Origin of the sequence: Actinoplanes palleronii (assembly GCF_016862315.1) — a bacterium.
GTDB classification, from domain to species: Bacteria; Actinomycetota; Actinomycetes; order Mycobacteriales; family Micromonosporaceae; genus Actinoplanes; species Actinoplanes palleronii.
Genome location: NZ_BOMS01000057.1, coordinates 117,613 through 136,722, shown reverse-complemented (window position 1 = coordinate 136,722; position 19,110 = coordinate 117,613). Strand labels below are relative to the sequence as shown.

The following is a 19,110-nucleotide window of genomic DNA, read 5'->3' as shown; positions in this document are numbered from 1 at the left end:
GTCAGGACCGGTCACGCCCGGCCGCGGCGGGCAGGCGGATGGTGAAGACCGCGCCGCGCCCCGGTCGCCCGCTCGCCTCGATCGTGCCGCCGTGCCCGGTGACGACCTCACGGGCCAGCGCCAGGCCGAGGCCGAAGCGGCGGTGATCGCCGTGGCTGCCGCGCGCGAAGCGGGCGAAGAGCCGTTCGGCGTCGGCCGGGTCGAAGCCGGTGCCGTCGTCCCGGACGACGACCGTGACGGCGGTGCCGGACGTGCCGAGTTCGACGCTCACGTGCCCGCCGGCCGGGGTGTGGCTCAGCGCGTTGTCGACGAGGGCGGTGAGCACCCGCCGGAGGGCGGCTCGGTGTCCGACGACCGAGGAGGGCTCCCCGGCGGCGGTGCGCAGGACCAGTTCCACCTCCTGCGCACCGGCCCGGCCGGCCTGGTTCGCGATGACGTCGGCCGCCACGGCCCCGAGGTCGACCGGCTCGCCGGCGTCGTCGCGCCGGCTGAGCTGGCTGGAGAGCAGCAGATCCTCGACGACCTCACCGAGGTGCCGGGTGCCGGTGACCAGGTGGTCGACGTCGCTGGTGACCTCCGCGACGTCCGCTCCGGTGCGCAGATCCCGCTGCAGCAGCTGAGCCCGGGTGTGCAACTGGGTCAGCGGGGTGCGCAGCTCGTGGCTGGCGTCCGCGACGAAACGTCGTTGCCGGGCCAGCGCGTCGGCCAGCGGGGCCGTCGCCCGGCGTGCGAGCAGTGCCGCCGAGCACAGCGCGATCAGCAGGCCGACCAGTTCACCGACGGCGAGGGCGCCGAGCAGCCGCTCCCGCTCGTCGTGCTGTTCATGACGGCTCATCACCACCTGCACCACCCGGGTCCCCCGCCACCTGGTCAGCGCGAGGTAGCCGCCCTCGCGGCCGGCGATCCGGGTGGTCACGCTCGCCCGGCCGGCGCGGACCCGGTCCAGCGCGGCCCGGTCCGGAAGCCCGCGGGGCGCGTCCTCGGTCGCGGTGAGCACGCCGGCCGCACTCTGCAGGAAGACCCACACGTCCGGCGGCGGGTCCCGGACGTCGTCCGCGCTCGCCGCGGTCTGCCGCAACAGGGTCGTGGCGGCGGCGTTCTGGCTGTGTATCACCACGACCAGGACCAGCACCCCGAGCACCAGCAGGCTCACGGTGATCGCACCGGCGGTCTGCAGGGCGATGACCCGCCGCGCCCGGGTCAGCAGCAGCCGATCCGGATCCGGTCCCGCCGGGCTGCGGCGCCTCATCCGGGCCCGAGCCGGTAGCCCACCCCGCGCACGGTGGACACCACCGCGGCACCGAGCTTGCGCCGCAGGTAGTGCACGTACGTGTCGGCCAGGGTCACGCCGGTGGTGTCCGGGAAGACCTGAGCCACGATCTCCTCGCGGGTGAACGCCCGAGCCGGGTTCCGGGCCAGCAGCCGCAGCAGATCGCTCTCCCGGCCGGACAGCGCCACCACCGAGCCGCCCGGCCCGGTCACCGTACGGGAGATCAGATCGAACTCCGCGTCGCCGACGGTCAGCCGCTCCTCCGCACCGGCCCGCCGGCGCAGCAGCACCCGGATCCGGGCGAGCAGCTCGTCGATCTCGAACGGTTTGACGAGGTAGTCGTCGGCGCCGCTGTCCAGGCCGGCCACCCGGTCCGGCACGGTGCCGAGCGCGGTGAGTACCAGCACCGGAGCCGTGATGCCGGATCGCCGCAGCCGGCCGAGCAGGTCGAGACCCTCGATGGCCGGCAGGGCGCGGTCGAGGATCATCGCGTCGTAGCGGCGGGTCAGCGCCAGATGCAGCCCGGCCTGACCGTCCGGGGCGAGATCGGTGGCGTACCCGGCGCCCCGGAACAGGCGCACCAGCAGCGGACCGACCTCGCGGTCGTCCTCGACGACCAGCAGCGTCGCCGCGGGCGGGGAAACATCGGTCATGACGTCACTCTCGCAGGGATGGTCCGGGCCGGATCTGCGGGCCGGATCCAGCGTTTCACCCGAAAATGGGAGAACGTGAAGATTCGGTCTCTAGCCTTTGCCTGCGTCACAGTCGGCTCGTGTCACCACCCGGTGCGGTGCCGGCTCCTCCACCGTTACCGGAAGGAATTCGATGGGCACCCTCAACGGACTGCCGGCACACATCCTGCTCGTCCACGCCATCGTGGTACTGCTCCCCCTCGCCGCCCTCCTGCTCGTGCTGACCGCGGTCTGGCCGTCGGCCCGCCACCGCCTGGCCGGGCCGAACGCGATCCTGTCCGTGCTGGTCGTCGCCCTGGTGCCGGTGACAACGAGCGCCGGTGAGTGGCTGGAACACCGGGTCGGCGAGACCCCGCTGCTGCGCGATCACACCGAACTCGGCGACACCGCCATCTGGGTCGCCCTGCCGGTCGCCGTCCTGGCGCTGGTGATCTGGTGGCGGCAGCGCGAGGCCACCGCGGCGGCGGATGGCCCGGACACCACCGGGCGCCGCGCCTACCTGGCACCGCGATCAGCCATGATCACCAGGGTCGTCGTGGTGCTCGCCGTGCTCATCGCCGGCTCCGCCGTCTACGACACGTACCGGATCGGCGACTCCGGCGCGAAAGCGTCCTGGACCGGCAACTTCAGCTCCACCCCCACCTCGGGCGGGCCCGACGGCGACTGAACGAGCCGGTCGCGGCGGCGTTAGGCTTCGGTCATCATGGACGACCAGCAGGCCCCGGTGAGCCTCGGGGAGATCATCCGGCGGCAGCGGGAACTGGCCGAGCTGTCGATGCGGCAACTGGCGTCGATGGTGGGCATCTCGAACCCGTACCTGTCGCAGATCGAGCGCGGGCTGCGCGCCCCCTCCGAACGGGTGCTGCACGCGATCGCCGGCTCCCTGCGCACCACCGCCGACGCGCTCACCGAGCAGGCCGCGCCGCGGACGCCGGGGCCGGCCGCGGTGCTCGCCGCGATCGCGGCCGATCCGAACCTGACCGCCCGGCAGCGGCAGGCGCTCGGCGAGGTCTACGCGGCGATGACCGCGACGACGATCGCCCGGCGGGGCCGGGAACGACGTACTGGAGACGGCGAACGGCCCGGGGCATGACCCCGGGCCGGTCGCCGGATGGTTCACCGCAGGATCTGGCGGGCCGTCCGGACGTAGGCCGCGCCGACGTCCTCGATGAGCCCGGCGCTCACGGTGAGCGCGTTCTTAGCCCACGGGTAGGGCGTGATCTTCGCAGCGTCCTTCTCGAGCGCGACGATGTCGGCGATCCCCCGCTCGTAGGCGTTCACCGCGAGGACGCCGATCTCACGCCGGAGTTCCCGGCGTTTCGCGGCGGGAACGGCCGGCTCGGTCTGTTTGGCGGGCCGGGTGGTCGTGGTGGTCATCGTTACCTCCCTTCCTCAATTAGCACGTTAGCTGCGCACAGCTAACGCCGGTCAGGGCCGTTGGACCCCACCTCAGGGCCGGACCGCGCCCCGCTCACTGGGTGAGCACGACCTTGAGCGCCCCGGTCGTCGCCGGCTGCGCGAAGACGTCGTACGCCTGCATGATCTCGCCGAGGCCGAAGCGGTGCGTGACCAGCGAGGAGACATCGAGCTGGCCGCCGACCAGCATGTCCAGCAGACGCGGCGTGGAGGACGTGTCCACCAGCCCGGTCGTGATCGTGACGTCGCTGGTCCACAGGTGCTCCAGGTGCAGCGTGGCGGGCTTGCCGTGCACGCCGATGTTGGCGATCCGGCCACCGGGCCGCACCAGCGTCTGGCACATCTCGAAGGTCTCCGGCAGGCCCACCGCCTCCATCACCACATCGGCGCCGAGGCCACCGGTGAGTGCCCGGATCGAGCCGAGCGGCACCTGCTCCGGCGTCAGTGTGACGTCCGCGCCCAGGTTCTTCGCCGCCTGCAGCCGGCTCTCCGCCTTGTCGATCGCCACGATGTGCGCCGGGGAGAACAGCTTGGCGGTGAGGATCGCGGCCAGCCCGATCGGCCCGGCGCCGACCACGACCACGGTGTCGCCCGGGCGGACCCCGCCGTTGAGCACGCCGACCTCGTACGCGGTCGGCAGGATGTCGGCCAGCATCAGCGCCGCCTCGTCGGTCACCGGCCGGGGCAGCCGGTGGGTGGACAGGTCGGCGAACGGGATCCGGGCGAACTCCGCCTGCACCCCGTCGAGGTCGTGGCCGAGCCGCCAGCCGCCGCCACCGCGGCACTGACCGTACCGGCCCTCCCGGCAGAAGCGGCAGGTGCCGCACGCCGAGATGCAGGACGCCAGCACCCGGTCACCGGCGCTCAGCCCGGACACCGCGGCGCCGGTCTCGACGACCGTGCCGACCGCCTCGTGCCCCAGGATCCGGCCCGGCGTCACCTCGGGCACGTGCCCGGCCAGGATGTGCAGGTCCGTCCCGCAGATGGTCACCGCGTCGATCCGGATCACCGCGTCGCGCGGGTCGCGGATCACGACGTCCGGGACCTCGGCCCAGGACCGCTCGCCGCCTCCGCCGTACACCAGCCCTTTCATGATCTTTCTCCCTCGCCGTTGAAGGATGCGCCTGATCCGAGCATGTCCGCCGCCGGCGCCGGCCGACAGGGCCGAACGGCGCGACCGGATTACCTATGGCCCTGCCCGGCCTGCTCGGCGCCGCGCGACGCTTGTCGCAGGCGCCCTCCCGGCCCGACCGGAACACCGCCGCCCGGCATTCGTGAAAGCGTGGCCGCTGAGCCACCAGACCCACCGTCGTCAAGACGGGAACCGGCCGGCGGGGAACGGGAACCGGCCGGAAGGGCGCCCCAAACGCCGCCTTGACCGTCCGGGATGGTGGAGCCATGCGCACGACACCGGTCAGCGCACCCGCCGGCCTGGCGGCGGCGAGCGAGCAGGCCAGGCCGGCCCGGCCGTTCGGCTCGACCGTCGGTGGCCTGATCGGGCGTACCACCTGCCCGCTGATCGTGGTACCGGCTGGCGCCGATCGACCGGCCTCGAGGTGGCCTGCGGCCCTACCCGGCATCGCACGATGAGGGTTCCCTGGACGGTGAGGAGATTCCTCGGTCGGTGACGGCGCCGGAAGGAGGCCCCACCCATGTTGCAGAAGATCATCATTGGGTACGACGGATCGCCGCAGGCCGGTGCCGCACTCGCCTGGACGTTGACCGAGGCGGACCGCACCGGGGCTCCCGTCGAGCTGCTCTACGCGGACGAGTCGCCGGTGTGGACGCCGATCGGCGACGGATCGTCCGGCCCGGCGCGTCCGGAGAGCTACGTCGTCGAGGTCATCGGCGGCATGATGGAGCGCGCCGTGACGGCGGCGAGACGGACCCACCCCATGGTCGAGGTGACCGTGAAGACAGTCCGGGCGTTCCCCGCCCCGGCGCTGATCGACCGGTCCCGGCGAGCCCGGCTCGTGGTGATCGGCGCCCGTGGTCACAGCGCGGTGACCGACCTGCTGGGCTCGGTCAGCTCAGCTGTCACCGCGCACGCGCACTGCCCGGTCGTGGTGGTCCGCGGTGACGCCCCGGCTGCGGCGCCGGTGGTGGCCGGGATCGACGGCTCCGGGCTGGCCTCCCCGGTGCTGGACCTCGCCGCGGTCCAGGCGTCGGCCCGGCGGGTTCCGCTGCGGGTGGTCCGTGCCTGGTCGCCGGCGGCCGGCATCGGAACCGACGGGCGTCAGGAGGCACGGGCCGTCCTGGAGCGTGAGCGGGGACCGTTCGACGCCCTGGTGACGCTGGTCAGCGACACGTTCCCGGAAATCAAGGTCGAAGCCGAGGCGCTCGTCGAGCACCCGGCGGCCGCGCTGACCCGGGAGAGCGACACGGCGCAGCTGCTCGTGGTCGGCAGCCGGGGCCTCGGCCCGGTCCGCGGGCTGCTGCTCGGGTCGGTCAGCCAGCACCTGCTCCGGCACAGCGCCTGCACCGTCGCCGTGGTGCACGACACCCTGATGCGCGCCTGACCTCTCCCCTGGGCCGACGACAGATCGCGCCCGCACCGCGTGGGCCCCGGACACACCGTCCGGGGCCCACGTGGTGCGGTACGGATCAGCGCAGCGGATGGATCCGTGCGTCCCGGGCCGCGACGGCGGCCATCCGGGCCCGGTACTCGGCCCGGCTGATCTGCCCCGACCGCAGCCGGTCGAGCAGTGTCCCGCCCGGCTGGGGGTGCGGTGTGCGGACGGGCGGCGCGGGGAGGGCCAGCAACGGCCCCAGGCACGGGTCGACCCGCCGGCCCGGCGAGCCACCGGGCCGGGGAACACGGTCGCTGAACGCCAGGGCCAGCGCGCCGGCCACCCGGACCAGCAGCAGCACCGCGGCGATCAGGAGCAGAGCGGTCATCGTCCCTCCAGGATGCCACGCCGGACGGCGGAACCCCCGGCGTGCTCAGCTCAGCCGACCAGGAAGACCGGGCAGAGGGCGCGCTGCGGCAGCAGGTGCGCGGCCGGCCCGAGCAGGGTCGGGACGATCACCTCGTGCCGGCTGCGACCGATCACCACGGCGGCAGCCCGGGCGGACTCCGCCAGCAGTGCCGACGCCGGGTCACCGGACATGATCCGGTGGTGCACCCGGACGCCGTCCCGGTCCTCCAGGCGACGGGCCAGGTCCATCCGGTCTCCCACGAGGTGCAGCTGGGTGACGTCGCAGCCACGGACGCGCGCCTCGGCGTATGCGAACTCCGCCGCCGCCCGCGCCGGCGCCGAACCGTCCACCGCGACCACCAGCGGCCTGGCCCCGAACTCGGGACCGGCCGGCCACCCGGGCATCCGGACCACCAGAACCGGCCCGGCGTGGTGGCGGCCCACCCGGTCGGCGACGCTGCGCCCCAGGGCGGTCGAGGTGGCGCCGTGCCGATGGCCGACCACCAGCAGGTCGGCATCGCCGGCCGCGGCCAGCAGCAGCTGGGCGGGGTGGGCGCCGACGGCGAGCCGGCTGCTCACCACGACCGACGGAGCGCTGGCGTGCACCCGGTCGGTCAGCCGTCGCAGCAGGGATTCTCCGGCCTCGTCGGCGCCGGTGCGCCGGACGTTGACCAGCCGCAGGGCCCAGCCGTGCAGCTCGGCCTCGATCGCGGCGTGGTCGACCGCGATGCTGCTGATCGCGCTGTCGTCCACCCCGACCAGGACCGTGCCATCGGTGACGGTCATGGTGACCGGCGCGCCTGCCGTCGTCTTCACCGGCGCGCCTGCCGTCGTCTTCACCGGCACGACAGCGTAGGGGTCCGGGTAGCTCACCGCCCCCAGATACCGGTTGATCATCTCACCGAAGCGGTTCGAGCCGCCCGGGTCCTGGCGTGCCACGGTCTCCGCCCGGAATCGGTCGAGGTTCTTCATGGCGGCACCTCCCGACAATGCCGGGGACGCCGGCAAGGCTACCGGCGCCTCCATCTCCATGTCAGCACCGGAACACCCGCCGCGACAGTGTCTTTCGACCCGTCGGGGCCGGGCCCGTCGAGAAGCCGTATCCCGGCCACGCGGGTGTGGGCCAGCAGCGACACGACCTCGCGCTGCTGCTCGTTCGGGAACCCGCCGGCGACGGTGGCGACGCCGGCCGTCACCCGGGCAGTCCACCGGCCGCGGCGAGCGCGTCGTCGTCGCGGACCACCCCGGCCAGGATGTCGCGGCGGCTGACGATGCCGACGACCGTGCGGCCCTCCACCACCGGCAGGCTGCGCACGTCGTGGTCGAGCACCGGCAGCGCGGTGACCTCCTACGTGGTCATCAGGGCGACCGCGTCCTCGACCGGCGCGTTGTGCCAGACGACCTGGACCGGGCTGGTCATGATGTCGCGGACTCGTATGATGGCGCCTCCTCAGGCCGGATTCCGGTGCCGCGGCGGCGTACCCGCGCGCGGTAGAGCTCGTCGACGCCCCACACCAGCACCGGGAACGGGGTGAGGAACGCCAGTGCAGCGCCGCTGAGCGCGGCCGTGCCGAACACCGCCTGCAGCGGCGGCAGGTAGATCAGGGCGGCGGCGAAGACCAGCTCGAACGCGATGCCGCCGAGCAACAGCCGGTTGCTGAACACGCCGATGGTCCGCAGCGCGGCACGGTCGGTGCGCGAGGCGAACGCGGTGCCGATCTGGCAGGCCACGATGCCGGCGAACGTCATCGTGGTGGCCCGGGCGTAGTCGGCGGCGGGCAGCGTCACCCCGGGCTGCCAGCCGGCCCGCCACAGGCTCCAGAAGAATCCGGCGGTGACCAGGACCGCCGAGGTGAGCCCGAGCAGCCCCCAGGCCCGCCACAGCAGCCGGCGGTCGATCACTCCGGCCTTCGGCGACCGGGGCGGCCGGCTCATCAGGCCCGGTTCGGCGCGTTCCCGCCCCAGCGCGAGCGCCGGCAGCGTCTCGGTGCCCAGGTCGATGGCGAGGATCTGCAGCACGGTCAGCGGCAGCGGAACGGCGCCGCCGGACCACGCGAAGATCAAGAACGGAACGACCTCCGGTACGGCGTGGGCGAAGATGTACAGCACGAACTTGCGGACGTTGTCGAAGACCCGCCGTCCGGCCTCGACCGCGCGGACGATGGTGGCGAAGTTGTCATCGGTGAGCACCATGGTCGCCGCCTCGCGGGCCACATCGGTGCCGGACCGGCCCATCGCCACCCCGATGTCGGCGCGGCGCAGCGCCGGAGCGTCGTTGACGCCGTCTCCGGTCATCGCCACGATGTGCCCGTGCGAGCGCAACGCCTCGCAGACGCGCAGCTTGCCCTCCGGCGAGGACCTGGCGAACACGATCTCCCGCCCCTCCTCGAGCAGGTGATCGAGTTCGGCGTCGCCCATCGCGTCCAGCTCGGCGCCGGTCACCACCCGCTGCTGCCCGTCGCCGATCCCCACCTCGGCGGCGATCGTCGCCGCGGTCGCCCCGTAGTCACCGGTGATCACGTGCACGGTGATCCCGGCCCGGTGCGCGTCGGCGACCGCCGCGGGCACCGCCTCACGCGGCGGGTCGACCATGGCCACCAGCCCGAGCAGGGTCAGCCCGGTCTCGGCGGTCTCCCGGCCGGCCGCCAGCAGATCCGCGCCGGCGACCCGTTCGGCGACGGCGAGCACCCGCAGGCCCGCGTGGGCGTACCGGTCCTCGGCCGCCAGCACCTCGGCGCGCACGGTGTCGGTGAGCCCGACCGGGCGGCCCGAGCCGTCGTGGACCCGGGTGCACAACGGCAGCACGGACTCCGGGGCCCCCTTGGTGTGCAGGCGGCCACCGGTCACCGTGGACATCCGTTTGGTCCGCGGGTCGAAGGCGTACAGGCCGGTGCGGGCGGCGTCGCGGGCGGTCGCGCGGACCGGCACGCCGATCGCGGCGGCCAGGTGGATCAGCGCCAGCTCGGTCGGGTCGCCGCTGTCGGCCGGGGCGCCGTCACCGGACGGATGGGCGGTCGTGCAGGTGGCCGCGGCCAGGGCCAGCGCGCGGGCCGGGCCGTCGTCGCGGACGGTCGTGGCGTCCCGTTCCCCGCCGGTCAGCCAGAGCCGGGTGACCCGCATCCGGTTCTCGGTCAGGGTGCCGGTCTTGTCGGTGCAGATCACCGTGGTCGAGCCGAGCGTCTCCACCGCGGACAGGCGCTTGACCACCGCACCGGCCCGGGCCAGTTCCCGGACACCGGCGGCGAGCGCGAGGGTGATGGTCGGCAGCAGGCCCTCGGGGACGTTCGCGACGATCAGGCCGATGGCGAAGCTGATCGCGGCCGCCCAGCCCAGCCCGGCCAGCACGCCGATCGGCAGGAACGCGGCGCCGGCGGTGACGGCCACGGCCGCGATGATCCAGGTGGCCCGGCGCACCTGCCGTTCCAGCGGGCTCATCTCGGCCCGGCCACGCTGCGACAGGGCGGCGATCCGCCCGATCTCGGTGTGCATGCCGGTGTGGGTCACCACCGCCCGGGCCTGTCCCGCGGTGCAGGACGTTCCGCTGAACACCAGTTCGCGGGCCTCCAGCAGCGGGCCCGGGACGAGAGCGGTGTCGGCGGCGCGGACGGCCGGGACGGACTCGCCGTTGAGCGCGGACAGGTCGACCGCCACGCTCCCGTCGATCAGGCGGGCGTCGGCGCACACCCGGTCACCCTCGGCGATCTCGATCACGTCGCCGGGGACCAGGTCCCGGGCCGGGGCCTCGACCAGCACACCGTCGCGCAGCACTCGCGCGGACAGCGGCAGGAAGGCGGCCAGCGCCTCGACCGCGCGTTCGGCCTGTTGCTCCTGGACGAACGCGAACGCGGCGTTGAGCAGGATGACCGCGACCACCGCCGCGGCCAGCGCCGGGGTGTGCCCGGCCCAGGCGAGCACCGCGGCGATCATCAGCAGGACCGCGAGCGGCTGGGTGAACTGGGCGAGCAGCTGTCTCGGCCAGTGGCGGGTGTGCCGCCGGGACAGTTCGTTGGGGCCGTACACCGTGAGCCGGCGGGCCGCTTCCCGGGATCGTAACCCGGTCGGTCCGGAGCGCAGGTGCCGGAAGAGTTCGGTCGGCGGGCGCCGCTCGTCGACCTCGGCCGGTGCCGTCGTCGTCTGAGCCATGACTTCAGCGTTCGCCGCGCGGCCCGGCCGGGGTCAGGGTCGAACGGCCGGTTCTCCCGGGCCACCGGGCAGACGGGCACCGGCCGGCGCGGTGCGCCGGCCGGTGCTCAGCGCAGCCGGATCACTTCTTGGTGATCGCGATCTGCCGGCCGGCCGGTTGCGGCGCGGTCAACGGCACCACGATCTCCAGGATCCCCTTCTCGTACGCCGCGGTGATGGCGGACTCGTCGGCGTGCGGCGGCAGCCGCAGCGAACGGTGCATCATGCCGTACCGGAACTCCGAGCGGCCCGCGCTCACGTTCTCCTCGCGCCGTTCCGCCTTCACGGTCAGCACGCCGTTGAGCGCGGAGATCTGCACGTCCTTCTCCGGGTCCAGCCCCGGCAGCTCGGCGCGCAGCACGTACTCCGTGTCGGTCATCCGGTCCTCGATCCGGAACGCCGGCAACGGACGCGGGAAGTCCACCTCCAGCCAGTCGGTCATGTCCCCGAACAGCCGGGGCAACAACGATGTCATCTCCCTGACTCCTCTCCTGCTCGTCCACCCCGGTCGCGCGGCACGCGGACGGGGCGCTGTCACCAGGTCCCCCGGACCACCACCACCGGGCAACGGGCGTGCCGCACGCACTGCTGGCTCACCGAGCCGACCAGCGCGCCGGTGAGCGTGCCGTGCCCGCGGCAGCCGACGACCAGCAGAGCGGCCCGCGCGGACGCGTCGATCAGCACCTGGGCCGGGTGTCCCGGCACGATGCTCTCGGCGATCTCGAGGTCCGTCGGCTGCTCGCCGAGGACGTCACGCGCCGACGCGGACAGCACCTTGCCGGCGGCCGCGGCGAGATCCTCGTCGTACGGGATCGCCGGCGCCCACCCGTGCAGGGCCGGGATCTCCCACACGGCGATCAGGTGCAGGCGCGCACCGGTGTGGCGGGCCTGGGCGGCTGCCCAGCTCAGCGCACTCCTGGCCGGTATCGAGCCGTCCACACCGACCACGATGTCGCCGGTGCGGACGTCAGCGGGATCCACTTCCACGAAACCGTGACATCACGCGCCTCCGAGGTTCCTGACGATTCCAGCATCCGTCGTTTCGGGCGCGGGCGGCCAGGGTCGTTCGGCCCTGCCCGGTCCCTGCCACCCGCACGACGATCGAGGGGAAGGACGTGTGAGAGGAGGGAGATCATGCAGACTCCGGCCATCATCGTCGGCGCCGACGGCACGGCGTCCGGAACGGCGGCCGTCACCTGGGCCGCCCGCGAGGCCGCACGCCGGCACTTGCCGCTGCGGATCGTCCACGTGCTGGACTGGGACTGGGCGGCGGCACGGTACGACTTCGGCGGGGAACACTTCGAGTCCGCTCGCCGGGGCGCCCGGTCCCTGATCGGGGAGGCCAACCGGACGGCGGCCGAGGCCGCGCCGGGCGTGACCATCGACGCGCAGATCCCGATCGGCCATCCGGTGGCCAAGCTGCTCAACTCCTCGGTGGGCGCCGCCGCACTCGTGGTCGGCGACCGCGGTCACGGCGGGTTCGCCGGGCTGTTGCTCGGCTCGGTGAGCCTGCGGGTGGCGGCACACGCGCACTGCCCCGTCGTGGTGGTGAGAGGCCGCACCGACGCCGGTCAGGGCCCGGTCGCGGTGGGCGTGGACGACTCGGTGACCGCCGACGCCGTGCTGGACGCCGCGTTCAGCGCGGCCGCCGCACGCGACACGAGCCTGGTCGCCGTCCGCTCCTACCTGCCGTCGCTGCCGGCGCACTTCGGCAACCTCCCGGTGTCCGGCATCGAGACCCCGGACCAGGACACCGCCGAACGGGATCGGCTGACCCAGCAGCTCACCCCCTGGCAGGCGAAGTACCCCCAGGTCACGGTGGAGACGCTGCTCTCGCACGAGAGTCCCGCGGCGATGCTGACCGAGGTGTCGCACGGCACGCAGCTGATCGTCGTCGGCAGCCACGGTCACGGCCTGCTCAGCCGGGCGTTGCTCGGCACCACCGGCACCCAGCTGCTGCACCACGCCGACTGCCCGGTGCTCGTCGTCCGGGTTTGATCAGCGGGCCGGGGAGTTCTCCGGCAGCAGGACGGCCGCACCGTTGACCCGGTCGGCGGCCAGATCCACGAGAGCGTCCACCGCCTGCGCCATCGGGTACGCGGTGACCCGCACGTGCAGGCGGTGCCGGGCGGCGACGGCGAGCAGGTCCCGCCCCGGTCCAGGGCTCGCAGGACGTCCGGCCCGGGCTCGACCACCTGCCAGCCGTACAAAAGTCGTCTCCTAGCTGCTCAGGTGCACCGGCCGATGAGTGATCTGCTCGATGTCGCCGGCTGCCGCGTCCAGCAGCTGGTATGCCAGGTCGGCCAGGGCTCGCGCGGAGGCCAGCTCGTCACCGATCTCGGGCACCTCGCGGTCGCGGGGCGCGCGGCGGGCGGTGCCCTCGCCACGCACCTGCGGACGGGCCTCGTTTCGCAGCACCGCGACGGCACGGGTGCACCGTTCGTCCTCGTGCTCGGCGATGGTGATCTCGACCGTCCAGGTCCGGGTGTGCATCGTCGTCACCTACCTCTCTGCCGTCCTCTCCCATCCCTCCCATGACAGGCCGGGGCAGCCGGGTCCGGACAGTGCCATTGGTCCCCACCCGGACCGGCTCATCCCGTCGACGCCGGCGGGCCCTCGTGGCCGCCGCGGGCGAACATCCCGGCCAGCACCGGTCCACCGGCGATCAGGGTCAGCCAGACGAGGCCGATGGAGATCACTTCGAAGTGGTAGTCCAGCCGTGCCCGGTAGACCGCGGCGAACACGATCAGGACACCCAGGGTGGCCGCCGCGCCGGCGGCGAGGATCCAGCCCGCCGCCCGACCGGCCCGCGACCGCTGCCGGAGCAGGGCGTAGCCCAGGAACGCGAAGGCCACCGCAAACTCGGCGTAACCGGCGTTCTCCAGGCCGATGAAGACGCCGTGCGGGTTGTACTGGGACAACGGCGACAGGCCCGCGGTCTCGCCGGCGAGCAGGCCGGGTTGCAGCACCGTCAGCTGCAATGCGTAGTCGAGCACGAGGGTCCCGGCGCCGATGGCTGCCAGGCACAGTCCGGCGCGGCTCGCCCACCGCCGGTCCGCCGGTGTGGTCACGTCCAGGCACACGGCCAGCAGCACGGCGAACAGCGCGGTGATGACGGCCGGGTACATCCAGAGGTAGTCGCGCGGCACGAACGCCGCGGCGTCGAGGTACGGATACCGCACGCAGCCACCGGTGCAGTTCGGACCGGACCGGACGGGCGTGGTGACACCGGCCGCGAGGGAGATCGCAGCGGCGGCACCGGTCCCCGCCGCGACCGTCGTTCCGACTGCTCGGGGCAGCATGCTCGTCCTCCGTCCTCGGCCGGCTCACGGCAACCAATCACCGGCGCCGCACAGGCCCAGCACGAACCGCACCGGATCACTCACGGCCACCAGCACCACGTCGAACTCCCCCGCCACGGCGTGACGCCGCAGCCGGAGAAGCTCCCCGACACCCGCGGCGCCGCAGAACGTCACGCCCCGCAGGTCGAGCTCCACACCGCGAACCGGTGGCGCGAGCAGCACCGAGAGCCGTTCGCGGAACCGGGCAACGCCGAGTATGTCGAGGTCACCGGTCACCCGCAGCCGCAGGATGCCGTCGTCGCGCTGAGCGCCGACGACCCGCAGACGCCGGTCCACACCATCCTCACGTGTCATGGCGGCCGCCCGGTGACGCCTTCCGGCGTACCCGGTCCGTTCCTTCAGTGCCCGGCGCCGCGGAGCGTGTACAAGCGCTGCTGGTACTCCTCTGCGTCGATCTCGCCACGGGCGAACCGGTCCGCGAGGACCTGCTCGGCGCCGAGACGACCGGGGCGCGGCGGGTTCCAGACGACGAGACCGACGAGGGCGATCGCGAGCACCCCCAGCGATAGCAGGATCATGACCCAGCCCGATCCCATTCCCAGCATGTGCGGCGAGTTGTACATCATGGCCATACCTCCTCAGGCTCTACCGCCAGCGTCGATCGGCTGCCATCGCGGCACCAAGGGCCAGACGTCCCTCGTACACCGGGAAGGAGTCCTTCGGCCCCGAGGTGACGGACCACGGACCGTATCCGCGTACGATGACCGCTCCATAACGTACGGTTATGGAAAAGGCCTTCGCGTCTTCTGATCACCGCACGGTCGTGGTCGGCGTCGACGGCACCCCGGCCTGCCCGGCCACCGTCGAGGTGGCGGTGGCCGAAGCCGTCCGCCGGTCGGCGCGACTGCTCATCGTGCACGCCTGGCCCGGCCATTATCACGGCCCGTTCCGCGTCCAAGGCCCGCATCGCGGGGTGGCGCAGGGCAGCCGGCTGCTGACCTTCGCCGCCGAGCACGCCGCCTCGGTCGATCCGGGACTGGTCGTCGAGACCGAGCTGCGGCCCGGCCTCCCCGGCGAGGCGCTCGCCGACTGCTGCCGGGACGCCGGGCTCCTGGTGGTCGGACACCGGAACGGGCAGATCAACCGCGCCGACTGGGGTTCGACCGCTCGCCTGCTGGCCCGCGCCTGTCCGTGTCCGTTGCTGGTCCACCGCGGCCGCGCCGACCCGCGGGGCCCGGTCGTCGTCGGCGTCTCGGGACGCCCGGCCGAGCCCGCCCTCGGGTACGCCTTCGCCCAAGCCGTCCGGTCCGGAGCCGACCTCGTCGTGATCCACGCGTGGCGGCAGCCGCCGGACCGCGCGGAACGACACCCGTTCCCGGTGGCGCGCGCGGATCCGCAACGCGTGGCGATGGCGGAAGCCCTGGCCGGGGCGCTGGCCGAATGGTCCTGGCAGCTACCTCAGGTGCCGGTCACCTCGATGATCGTTCCCGACCTGGACGTGCCCTACACCCTGCAACGGGCATCACGTCGCAGCCGGCTGCTGGTCGCCGGCACCGGTGGGCGCGGGCGGCTGACCGAACTGATCGGCGAGCAGGGCGGCCGGGTGGCGAGTCATCAGGGGCTCTGCCCGGTGCTGCTCGTCCCGCCGGACTGGCCGGTGGAAACGCCGGCGGCACCGCACACGACGGGTGCCCGGGTCAGCGGGTGAGCCGGCCGGGACAGGACGGGACCTGTGACCCTGCCCGGCGGGGATCGCGGGGATGACGCTGGACGCAGAGGACGGCTGAGCAGAGGAGACAGCCATGAAGAACCATCTGATCGTCGTGGGCGTGGACGGCTCCGACAGTGGCCGCCGCGCGCTGGAGTGGGCGGCCCGGGAAGCTGCCGGGCGCGACACCGCCGTGCAGGCCGTGCTCGCCTGGTCCTGGGACGGTGTCGAGGCCGACGTGCTCACCGCGACCTCGCCCGAGGAGGAGCACCGGCAGGCCACCGCGGTGCTGGAACGCCAGGTCCAGGCCGTGATCGCGGAACACGGATCGCACCTGCCGATCGCGGCCGAGACCGTCGAGGGCCGGCCGGCCGACGTGCTGATCGCCATGGCCCGCAGCGCCGACCTGCTGGTGCTGGGCAGTCACGGGCACAGCCGGCTGCGGCACTCCGTGCTCGGCTCGGTCAGCGAGGCATGCATCCGCAGGGCCACCTGCCCGGTGGTGGTCATCCCGACCCATCTCGGGGAACCGGTGCCGGACCGGGAACCGGCGGTGCGCACCGCCCAGCGGTAGACGGGAACAGGCAGCCGGCGCCCCGCGACGGGCGCCGGCGCCGGGGGAGGCCGGACGGTGAGGGGACGATGACCCGGCATCCGGCGTACACGGTGGAGCCGTGGCAGGTGCGCGAGACGTACCTGGACGACGCGCTGCTGGCCCGATCGGAATCGGTTTTCGCGTTGTCCAACGGGCACGTCGGGCTGCGCGGGAACCTTGACGAGGGCGACCCGCACGCCATGCCGGGGACCTATCTCAACTCGTTCTATGAGTTGCGGCCGCTGCCGTACGCCGAGGGTGGATTCGGCTATCCGGAGTCCGGGCAGACGATCGTGAACGTGACCGACGGCAAGGTGATCCGCCTGCTGGTCGACGACGAGCCGCTCGACGTCCGCGACGGCCGGCTGCTGCGCCACGAGCGCGCACTCGACCTGCGCGACGGCGTGCTGCGCCGCGAGGTGGACTGGGAGTCCGGTGCCGGCCGGCGGGTACGGGTCCGATCGACGCGCCTGGTCTCCTTCACCCAGCGTTCCATCGTCGCGATCGCCTATGAGGTGACCCCGGTGGACACCCCGGTGCGGGTGATCGTCCAGTCCGAGCTGGTGGCGAACCCGGTACGAGACCGAGGCCGAGCCGGATCTGGCCCGGACCACGGTGGCCTGCCGGCTGGTACCGGGACAGCGATTGCGCCTGGTCAAACTGGTGGCATACGGCTGGTCCAGCCGCCGCTCCCGGCCCGCGATCCGGGACCAGGTGGTCGCGGCGCTCGCGGGCGCCCGGATCGAGGGCTGGGACGGCCTGCTCGCCGCGCAGCGCGCCTACCTCGACACGTTCTGGGACGGCGCCGACATCGAACTCGACGGCGACGCCGAGGTGCAGCAGGCGGTCCGGTTCGCCATGTTCCACGTGCTCCAGGCAGGGGCGCGGGCCCAGAAGCGGCCGATCGCGGCCAAGGGGCTGACCGGGGCGGGATACGACGGGCACGTCTTCTGGGACACCGAACGCTACGTCCTGCCGGTGCTGACCTACCTGCAGCCGCGGGCCGCGGCCGAGGCGCTGCGCTGGCGTCACGCCACCCTGGACCTGGCCCGGGAACGGGCCGCCACCCTGGGCTGGGCGGGCGCGGCGTTCCCGTGGCGGACCATCCGCGGGCACGAGTGCTCCGGCTACTGGCCGGCCGGCACCGCGGCCGTGCACCTGGGCGCCGACATAGCCGACGCGGTGGTCCGGTACCTGAACGCGACCGGCGACACCGCGTTCGAGCGGGACGCCGGCGTCGAACTGCTGGTGGAAACCGCCCGGCTGTGGGTCTCGTTCGGCCACTACGACCGGCACGGGGCCTTCCACCTGGGCGGGGTCACCGGACCGGACGAGTACACGGCGGTCGCCGACGACAACGTCTACACCAACCTGATGGCCCGGCGGAACCTGACCGCGGCCGCCGACGCGGCGGCACGTCAGCCGGACCGGGCCGCGGCGCTGGCGGTGACCGGGCAGGAGGTCGCGGCATGGCGGGCCGCCGCCGCGGCGATGAGCATCCCGTACGACGACGAGCTCGGCGTGCATCCGCAAGTGCGCGGGTTCACGGTGATGAAGGAGTGGGACTTCGCCGCCGCCGGGCCTGGCGACTACCCGCTGATGCTGCACCACCCGTACCTCGACCTGTACCGCACGCAGGTGGTCAAGCAGGCGGACCTGGTGCTCGCCCTGCACTGGTGCGGCGACGCCTTCGACCCGGCGGACAAGGCCCGCGACTTCGCCTACTACGAGCGCCGTACCGTGCGGGACTCCTCGCTGTCCGCGTGCACCCAGGCGATCCTGGCCGCCGAGCTCGGGCATCTGGAGCTGGCCCACGACTACATCGGCGAGGCGGTGCTGATGGACCTGCACGACCTGCACCGCAACACCCGCGACGGAGTGCACATCGCGTCGCTGGCCGGCGCCTGGCTGTCCCTGGTCGCCGGGCTGGGCGGGATGCGGGATCACGACGGCGCGCTGTCCTTCGCGCCCCGGCTGCCCTGCCGGATCGACCGGCTCGCCTTCTCCCTGCTCTGGCGGGGACATCGTCTGCACGTGACGGTCCGGCCCGGCGAGGCCGTCTACACGCTGCGAACCGGCCGCGGCGACGCCGAGCTGACCCTGTCGCACCACGGCGAACGCCTGGTCGTCACGACCGCGGCAGCGGTACGCCGCCCGATCCCGCCGATCACCCCGCTGACCGGCACACCGGTGCAGCCGCCCGGACGCGGCCCGGCCCACCGGTCCGATCTCGTCCGGTGATCGGCACAGGCGTCACCACGAGGGCCGTTCGGCCCGCACAGTCAGGGACACCAGCCCGGGTGACCACGGTGCCCGGCGGCGAATAGTCGGTCATAGAAGCGCATCTGTGAGGAGGAGACCATGACCACCACCGGCCGCGACGCGGCCCACACTCTCGAACACGCCCCGGCTCCCGGATCCATGCTCACCACCGCCGCGGCCCGCGGCCTCGCCGTGCTGCGTATCTCCACCGGGTTCGTCTTCCTCTGGGCGTTCCTCGACAAGACCTTCGGCTGGGGCTACGCCACTCCGTCCGCCAAAGCGTGGATCGACGGCGGCTCCCCGACCAAGGGTTTCCTCTCCGGCGTCGACGCCGGCCCGTTCCAGGGCTTCTTCCACGACATCGCCGGACAGGGCTGGGCCGACTGGCTGTTCATGATCGGTCTGCTCGGCATCGGCGTCGCCCTGATCCTCGGCATCGGCATGCGCATCGCCGCCGTCGCGGCCACCGCCATGATGCTGCTCATGTGGTTCGCCGAGTTCCCCCCGGCCAAGACCGGCACCAGTGGCGAGGCCACCCACTCCACCAACCCGATCATCGACTACCACATCATCTACGCTCTCGGCGCGATCGTCACCGCCCTCACCTACGCCGGACACACCTGGGGCCTCGGCCGCCAGTGGGCCAAGCTGCCCCTCGTCCAGCGCTACCGCTGGCTGATCTGACGCCGAGTACACCCCGGCCGGCCGCTCCCGCGGCCGGCCTCTTGTGTTCCCGCCTGCCGCGATTGGCCAACGGCCCGCCCG

21 protein-coding genes and 2 pseudogenes are annotated in these 19,110 nt (G+C 73.2%); 9 read left to right on the top strand and 14 right to left on the bottom strand.

The genetic code is table 11. From position 1 onward, the window contains the following. Nucleotide 1: 1 nt before the first annotated feature. Nucleotides 2-1,249, bottom strand: coding sequence for a sensor histidine kinase (locus Apa02nite_RS21525; RefSeq protein ID WP_203826572.1), 1,248 nt, complete (start codon nt 1,247-1,249; stop codon nt 2-4). Then, nucleotides 1,246-1,923 (bottom strand): response regulator transcription factor, encoded by a 678-nt coding sequence (locus Apa02nite_RS21520; protein ID WP_203826571.1) that lies wholly within the window; start codon nt 1,921-1,923, stop codon nt 1,246-1,248. Before Apa02nite_RS21520 ends, Apa02nite_RS21525 begins: the two co-directional genes overlap by 4 nt. 172 nt (nt 1,924-2,095) lie before the next feature. Here Apa02nite_RS21520 and Apa02nite_RS21515 point away from each other — a divergent pair, with 172 nt between their 5' ends. Next, nucleotides 2,096-2,629, top strand: a complete 534-nt coding sequence (locus Apa02nite_RS21515) for a DUF2231 domain-containing protein (protein WP_203826570.1) — start codon at nt 2,096-2,098, stop codon at nt 2,627-2,629. Nucleotides 2,630-2,665: 36 nt separating this feature from the next. Further along, nucleotides 2,666-3,055: a helix-turn-helix domain-containing protein gene (locus tag Apa02nite_RS21510; protein WP_203826569.1), complete on the top strand. Its 390-nt coding sequence runs from the start codon at nt 2,666-2,668 to the stop codon at nt 3,053-3,055. Nucleotides 3,056-3,078: 23 nt separating this feature from the next. On the opposite strand, the gene Apa02nite_RS21505 is transcribed toward Apa02nite_RS21510, so the two are convergent. Together Apa02nite_RS21505 and Apa02nite_RS21500 are read right to left on the bottom strand one after the other, a co-directional pair. Next, nucleotides 3,079-3,339, bottom strand: a complete 261-nt coding sequence (locus Apa02nite_RS21505; protein WP_203826568.1) for a hypothetical protein — start codon at nt 3,337-3,339, stop codon at nt 3,079-3,081. Nucleotides 3,340-3,433: 94 nt separating this feature from the next. Next, nucleotides 3,434-4,471, bottom strand: a complete 1,038-nt coding sequence (locus Apa02nite_RS21500; RefSeq protein WP_203826567.1) for an alcohol dehydrogenase catalytic domain-containing protein — start codon at nt 4,469-4,471, stop codon at nt 3,434-3,436. Nucleotides 4,472-4,776: 305 nt separating this feature from the next. Here Apa02nite_RS21500 and Apa02nite_RS21495 point away from each other — a divergent pair, with 305 nt between their 5' ends. Next, entirely contained in the window at nt 4,777-4,968 is a 192-nt protein-coding gene (locus Apa02nite_RS21495; RefSeq protein WP_203826566.1) for a hypothetical protein, read from the top strand. 62 nt (nt 4,969-5,030) lie between these two features. Beyond that, nucleotides 5,031-5,897, top strand: coding sequence for a universal stress protein (locus Apa02nite_RS21490; protein WP_067706104.1), 867 nt, complete (start codon nt 5,031-5,033; stop codon nt 5,895-5,897). Nucleotides 5,898-5,982: 85 nt separating this feature from the next. On the opposite strand, the gene Apa02nite_RS21485 is transcribed toward Apa02nite_RS21490, so the two are convergent. The 6 genes and pseudogenes from Apa02nite_RS21485 to Apa02nite_RS21460 all read right to left on the bottom strand — a co-directional run bounded on the left by Apa02nite_RS21485 (nt 5,983) and on the right by Apa02nite_RS21460 (nt 11,459). Continuing rightward, entirely contained in the window at nt 5,983-6,276 is a 294-nt protein-coding gene (locus Apa02nite_RS21485) for a hypothetical protein (protein ID WP_203826565.1), read from the bottom strand. A 50-nt stretch (nt 6,277-6,326) separates the two neighbouring features. Beyond that, nucleotides 6,327-7,268 (bottom strand): universal stress protein, encoded by a 942-nt coding sequence (locus tag Apa02nite_RS21480; RefSeq protein WP_203826564.1) that lies wholly within the window; start codon nt 7,266-7,268, stop codon nt 6,327-6,329. A gap of 220 nt (nt 7,269-7,488) precedes the next feature. Continuing rightward, nucleotides 7,489-7,635 (bottom strand): annotated as a pseudogene (locus Apa02nite_RS51120) (CBS domain-containing protein); the annotation flags it as partial. Between the two features lie 77 nt (nt 7,636-7,712). Beyond that, nucleotides 7,713-10,439 carry a cation-translocating P-type ATPase gene (locus tag Apa02nite_RS21470; protein WP_203826563.1) on the bottom strand — a complete coding sequence of 909 codons (2,727 nt, stop codon included), beginning with the start codon at nt 10,437-10,439 and terminating at the stop codon, nt 7,713-7,715. Between the two features lie 121 nt (nt 10,440-10,560). Next, entirely contained in the window at nt 10,561-10,953 is a 393-nt protein-coding gene (locus Apa02nite_RS21465; RefSeq protein ID WP_067706115.1) for an Hsp20/alpha crystallin family protein, read from the bottom strand. Between the two features lie 59 nt (nt 10,954-11,012). After that, the gene (locus tag Apa02nite_RS21460) at nt 11,013-11,459 is read right to left on the bottom strand and encodes a universal stress protein (protein ID WP_239164453.1); all 447 of its coding nucleotides are present in this window, start codon (nt 11,457-11,459) and stop codon (nt 11,013-11,015) included. Between the two features lie 153 nt (nt 11,460-11,612). Here Apa02nite_RS21460 and Apa02nite_RS21455 point away from each other — a divergent pair, with 153 nt between their 5' ends. Then, entirely contained in the window at nt 11,613-12,476 is an 864-nt protein-coding gene (locus Apa02nite_RS21455; protein ID WP_203826561.1) for a universal stress protein, read from the top strand. A 222-nt stretch (nt 12,477-12,698) separates the two neighbouring features. Here Apa02nite_RS21455 and Apa02nite_RS21450 read toward each other — a convergent pair whose 3' ends face one another. The 4 genes from Apa02nite_RS21450 to Apa02nite_RS21435 all read right to left on the bottom strand — a co-directional run bounded on the left by Apa02nite_RS21450 (nt 12,699) and on the right by Apa02nite_RS21435 (nt 14,406). After that, nucleotides 12,699-12,971 (bottom strand): DUF1876 domain-containing protein, encoded by a 273-nt coding sequence (locus Apa02nite_RS21450; RefSeq protein WP_203826560.1) that lies wholly within the window; start codon nt 12,969-12,971, stop codon nt 12,699-12,701. A gap of 98 nt (nt 12,972-13,069) precedes the next feature. Next, on the bottom strand, nt 13,070-13,780 hold the full coding sequence (locus Apa02nite_RS21445; protein WP_203826559.1) for a hypothetical protein: 711 nt from the start codon (nt 13,778-13,780) through the stop codon (nt 13,070-13,072). A 24-nt stretch (nt 13,781-13,804) separates the two neighbouring features. After that, complete coding sequence (locus Apa02nite_RS21440; protein WP_203826558.1) at nt 13,805-14,134, bottom strand: STAS domain-containing protein; 330 nt, start codon at nt 14,132-14,134, stop codon at nt 13,805-13,807. Nucleotides 14,135-14,178: 44 nt separating this feature from the next. Next, nucleotides 14,179-14,406 carry an SHOCT domain-containing protein gene (locus tag Apa02nite_RS21435; RefSeq protein WP_203826557.1) on the bottom strand — a complete coding sequence of 76 codons (228 nt, stop codon included), beginning with the start codon at nt 14,404-14,406 and terminating at the stop codon, nt 14,179-14,181. Nucleotides 14,407-14,564: 158 nt separating this feature from the next. On the opposite strand from Apa02nite_RS21435, the gene Apa02nite_RS21430 reads away from it, so the two are divergent. The 4 genes and pseudogenes from Apa02nite_RS21430 to Apa02nite_RS21415 all read left to right on the top strand — a co-directional run bounded on the left by Apa02nite_RS21430 (nt 14,565) and on the right by Apa02nite_RS21415 (nt 19,029). After that, entirely contained in the window at nt 14,565-15,488 is a 924-nt protein-coding gene (locus Apa02nite_RS21430) for a universal stress protein (protein WP_203826556.1), read from the top strand. Nucleotides 15,489-15,582: 94 nt separating this feature from the next. Continuing rightward, nucleotides 15,583-16,062, top strand: coding sequence for a universal stress protein (locus Apa02nite_RS21425; protein ID WP_203826555.1), 480 nt, complete (start codon nt 15,583-15,585; stop codon nt 16,060-16,062). Between the two features lie 68 nt (nt 16,063-16,130). Beyond that, nucleotides 16,131-18,324 (top strand): annotated as a pseudogene (locus Apa02nite_RS21420) (glycoside hydrolase family 65 protein). Nucleotides 18,325-18,444: 120 nt separating this feature from the next. Further along, on the top strand, nt 18,445-19,029 hold the full coding sequence (locus Apa02nite_RS21415) for a DoxX family membrane protein (protein ID WP_203826554.1): 585 nt from the start codon (nt 18,445-18,447) through the stop codon (nt 19,027-19,029). The last annotated feature ends 81 nt before the right edge of the window (nt 19,030-19,110 follow it).

Coding starts and splice junctions, on each gene's coding strand:
- Apa02nite_RS21525 (WP_203826572.1), bottom strand. CDS start 1,249: ATGAGGCGCCGCAGCCCGGCGGGACCGGATCCGGATCGGCTGCTGCTG.
- Apa02nite_RS21520 (WP_203826571.1), bottom strand. CDS start 1,923: ATGACCGATGTTTCCCCGCCCGCGGCGACGCTGCTGGTCGTCGAGGAC.
- Apa02nite_RS21515 (WP_203826570.1), top strand. CDS start 2,096: ATGGGCACCCTCAACGGACTGCCGGCACACATCCTGCTCGTCCACGCC.
- Apa02nite_RS21510 (WP_203826569.1), top strand. CDS start 2,666: ATGGACGACCAGCAGGCCCCGGTGAGCCTCGGGGAGATCATCCGGCGG.
- Apa02nite_RS21505 (WP_203826568.1), bottom strand. CDS start 3,339: ATGACCACCACGACCACCCGGCCCGCCAAACAGACCGAGCCGGCCGTT.
- Apa02nite_RS21500 (WP_203826567.1), bottom strand. CDS start 4,471: ATGAAAGGGCTGGTGTACGGCGGAGGCGGCGAGCGGTCCTGGGCCGAG.
- Apa02nite_RS21495 (WP_203826566.1), top strand. CDS start 4,777: ATGCGCACGACACCGGTCAGCGCACCCGCCGGCCTGGCGGCGGCGAGC.
- Apa02nite_RS21490 (WP_067706104.1), top strand. CDS start 5,031: ATGTTGCAGAAGATCATCATTGGGTACGACGGATCGCCGCAGGCCGGT.
- Apa02nite_RS21485 (WP_203826565.1), bottom strand. CDS start 6,276: ATGACCGCTCTGCTCCTGATCGCCGCGGTGCTGCTGCTGGTCCGGGTG.
- Apa02nite_RS21480 (WP_203826564.1), bottom strand. CDS start 7,268: ATGAAGAACCTCGACCGATTCCGGGCGGAGACCGTGGCACGCCAGGAC.
- Apa02nite_RS21470 (WP_203826563.1), bottom strand. CDS start 10,439: ATGGCTCAGACGACGACGGCACCGGCCGAGGTCGACGAGCGGCGCCCG.
- Apa02nite_RS21465 (WP_067706115.1), bottom strand. CDS start 10,953: ATGACATCGTTGTTGCCCCGGCTGTTCGGGGACATGACCGACTGGCTG.
- Apa02nite_RS21455 (WP_203826561.1), top strand. CDS start 11,613: ATGCAGACTCCGGCCATCATCGTCGGCGCCGACGGCACGGCGTCCGGA.
- Apa02nite_RS21450 (WP_203826560.1), bottom strand. CDS start 12,971: ATGCACACCCGGACCTGGACGGTCGAGATCACCATCGCCGAGCACGAG.
- Apa02nite_RS21445 (WP_203826559.1), bottom strand. CDS start 13,780: ATGCTGCCCCGAGCAGTCGGAACGACGGTCGCGGCGGGGACCGGTGCC.
- Apa02nite_RS21440 (WP_203826558.1), bottom strand. CDS start 14,134: ATGACACGTGAGGATGGTGTGGACCGGCGTCTGCGGGTCGTCGGCGCT.
- Apa02nite_RS21435 (WP_203826557.1), bottom strand. CDS start 14,406: ATGATGTACAACTCGCCGCACATGCTGGGAATGGGATCGGGCTGGGTC.
- Apa02nite_RS21430 (WP_203826556.1), top strand. CDS start 14,565: ATGGAAAAGGCCTTCGCGTCTTCTGATCACCGCACGGTCGTGGTCGGC.
- Apa02nite_RS21425 (WP_203826555.1), top strand. CDS start 15,583: ATGAAGAACCATCTGATCGTCGTGGGCGTGGACGGCTCCGACAGTGGC.
- Apa02nite_RS21415 (WP_203826554.1), top strand. CDS start 18,445: ATGACCACCACCGGCCGCGACGCGGCCCACACTCTCGAACACGCCCCG.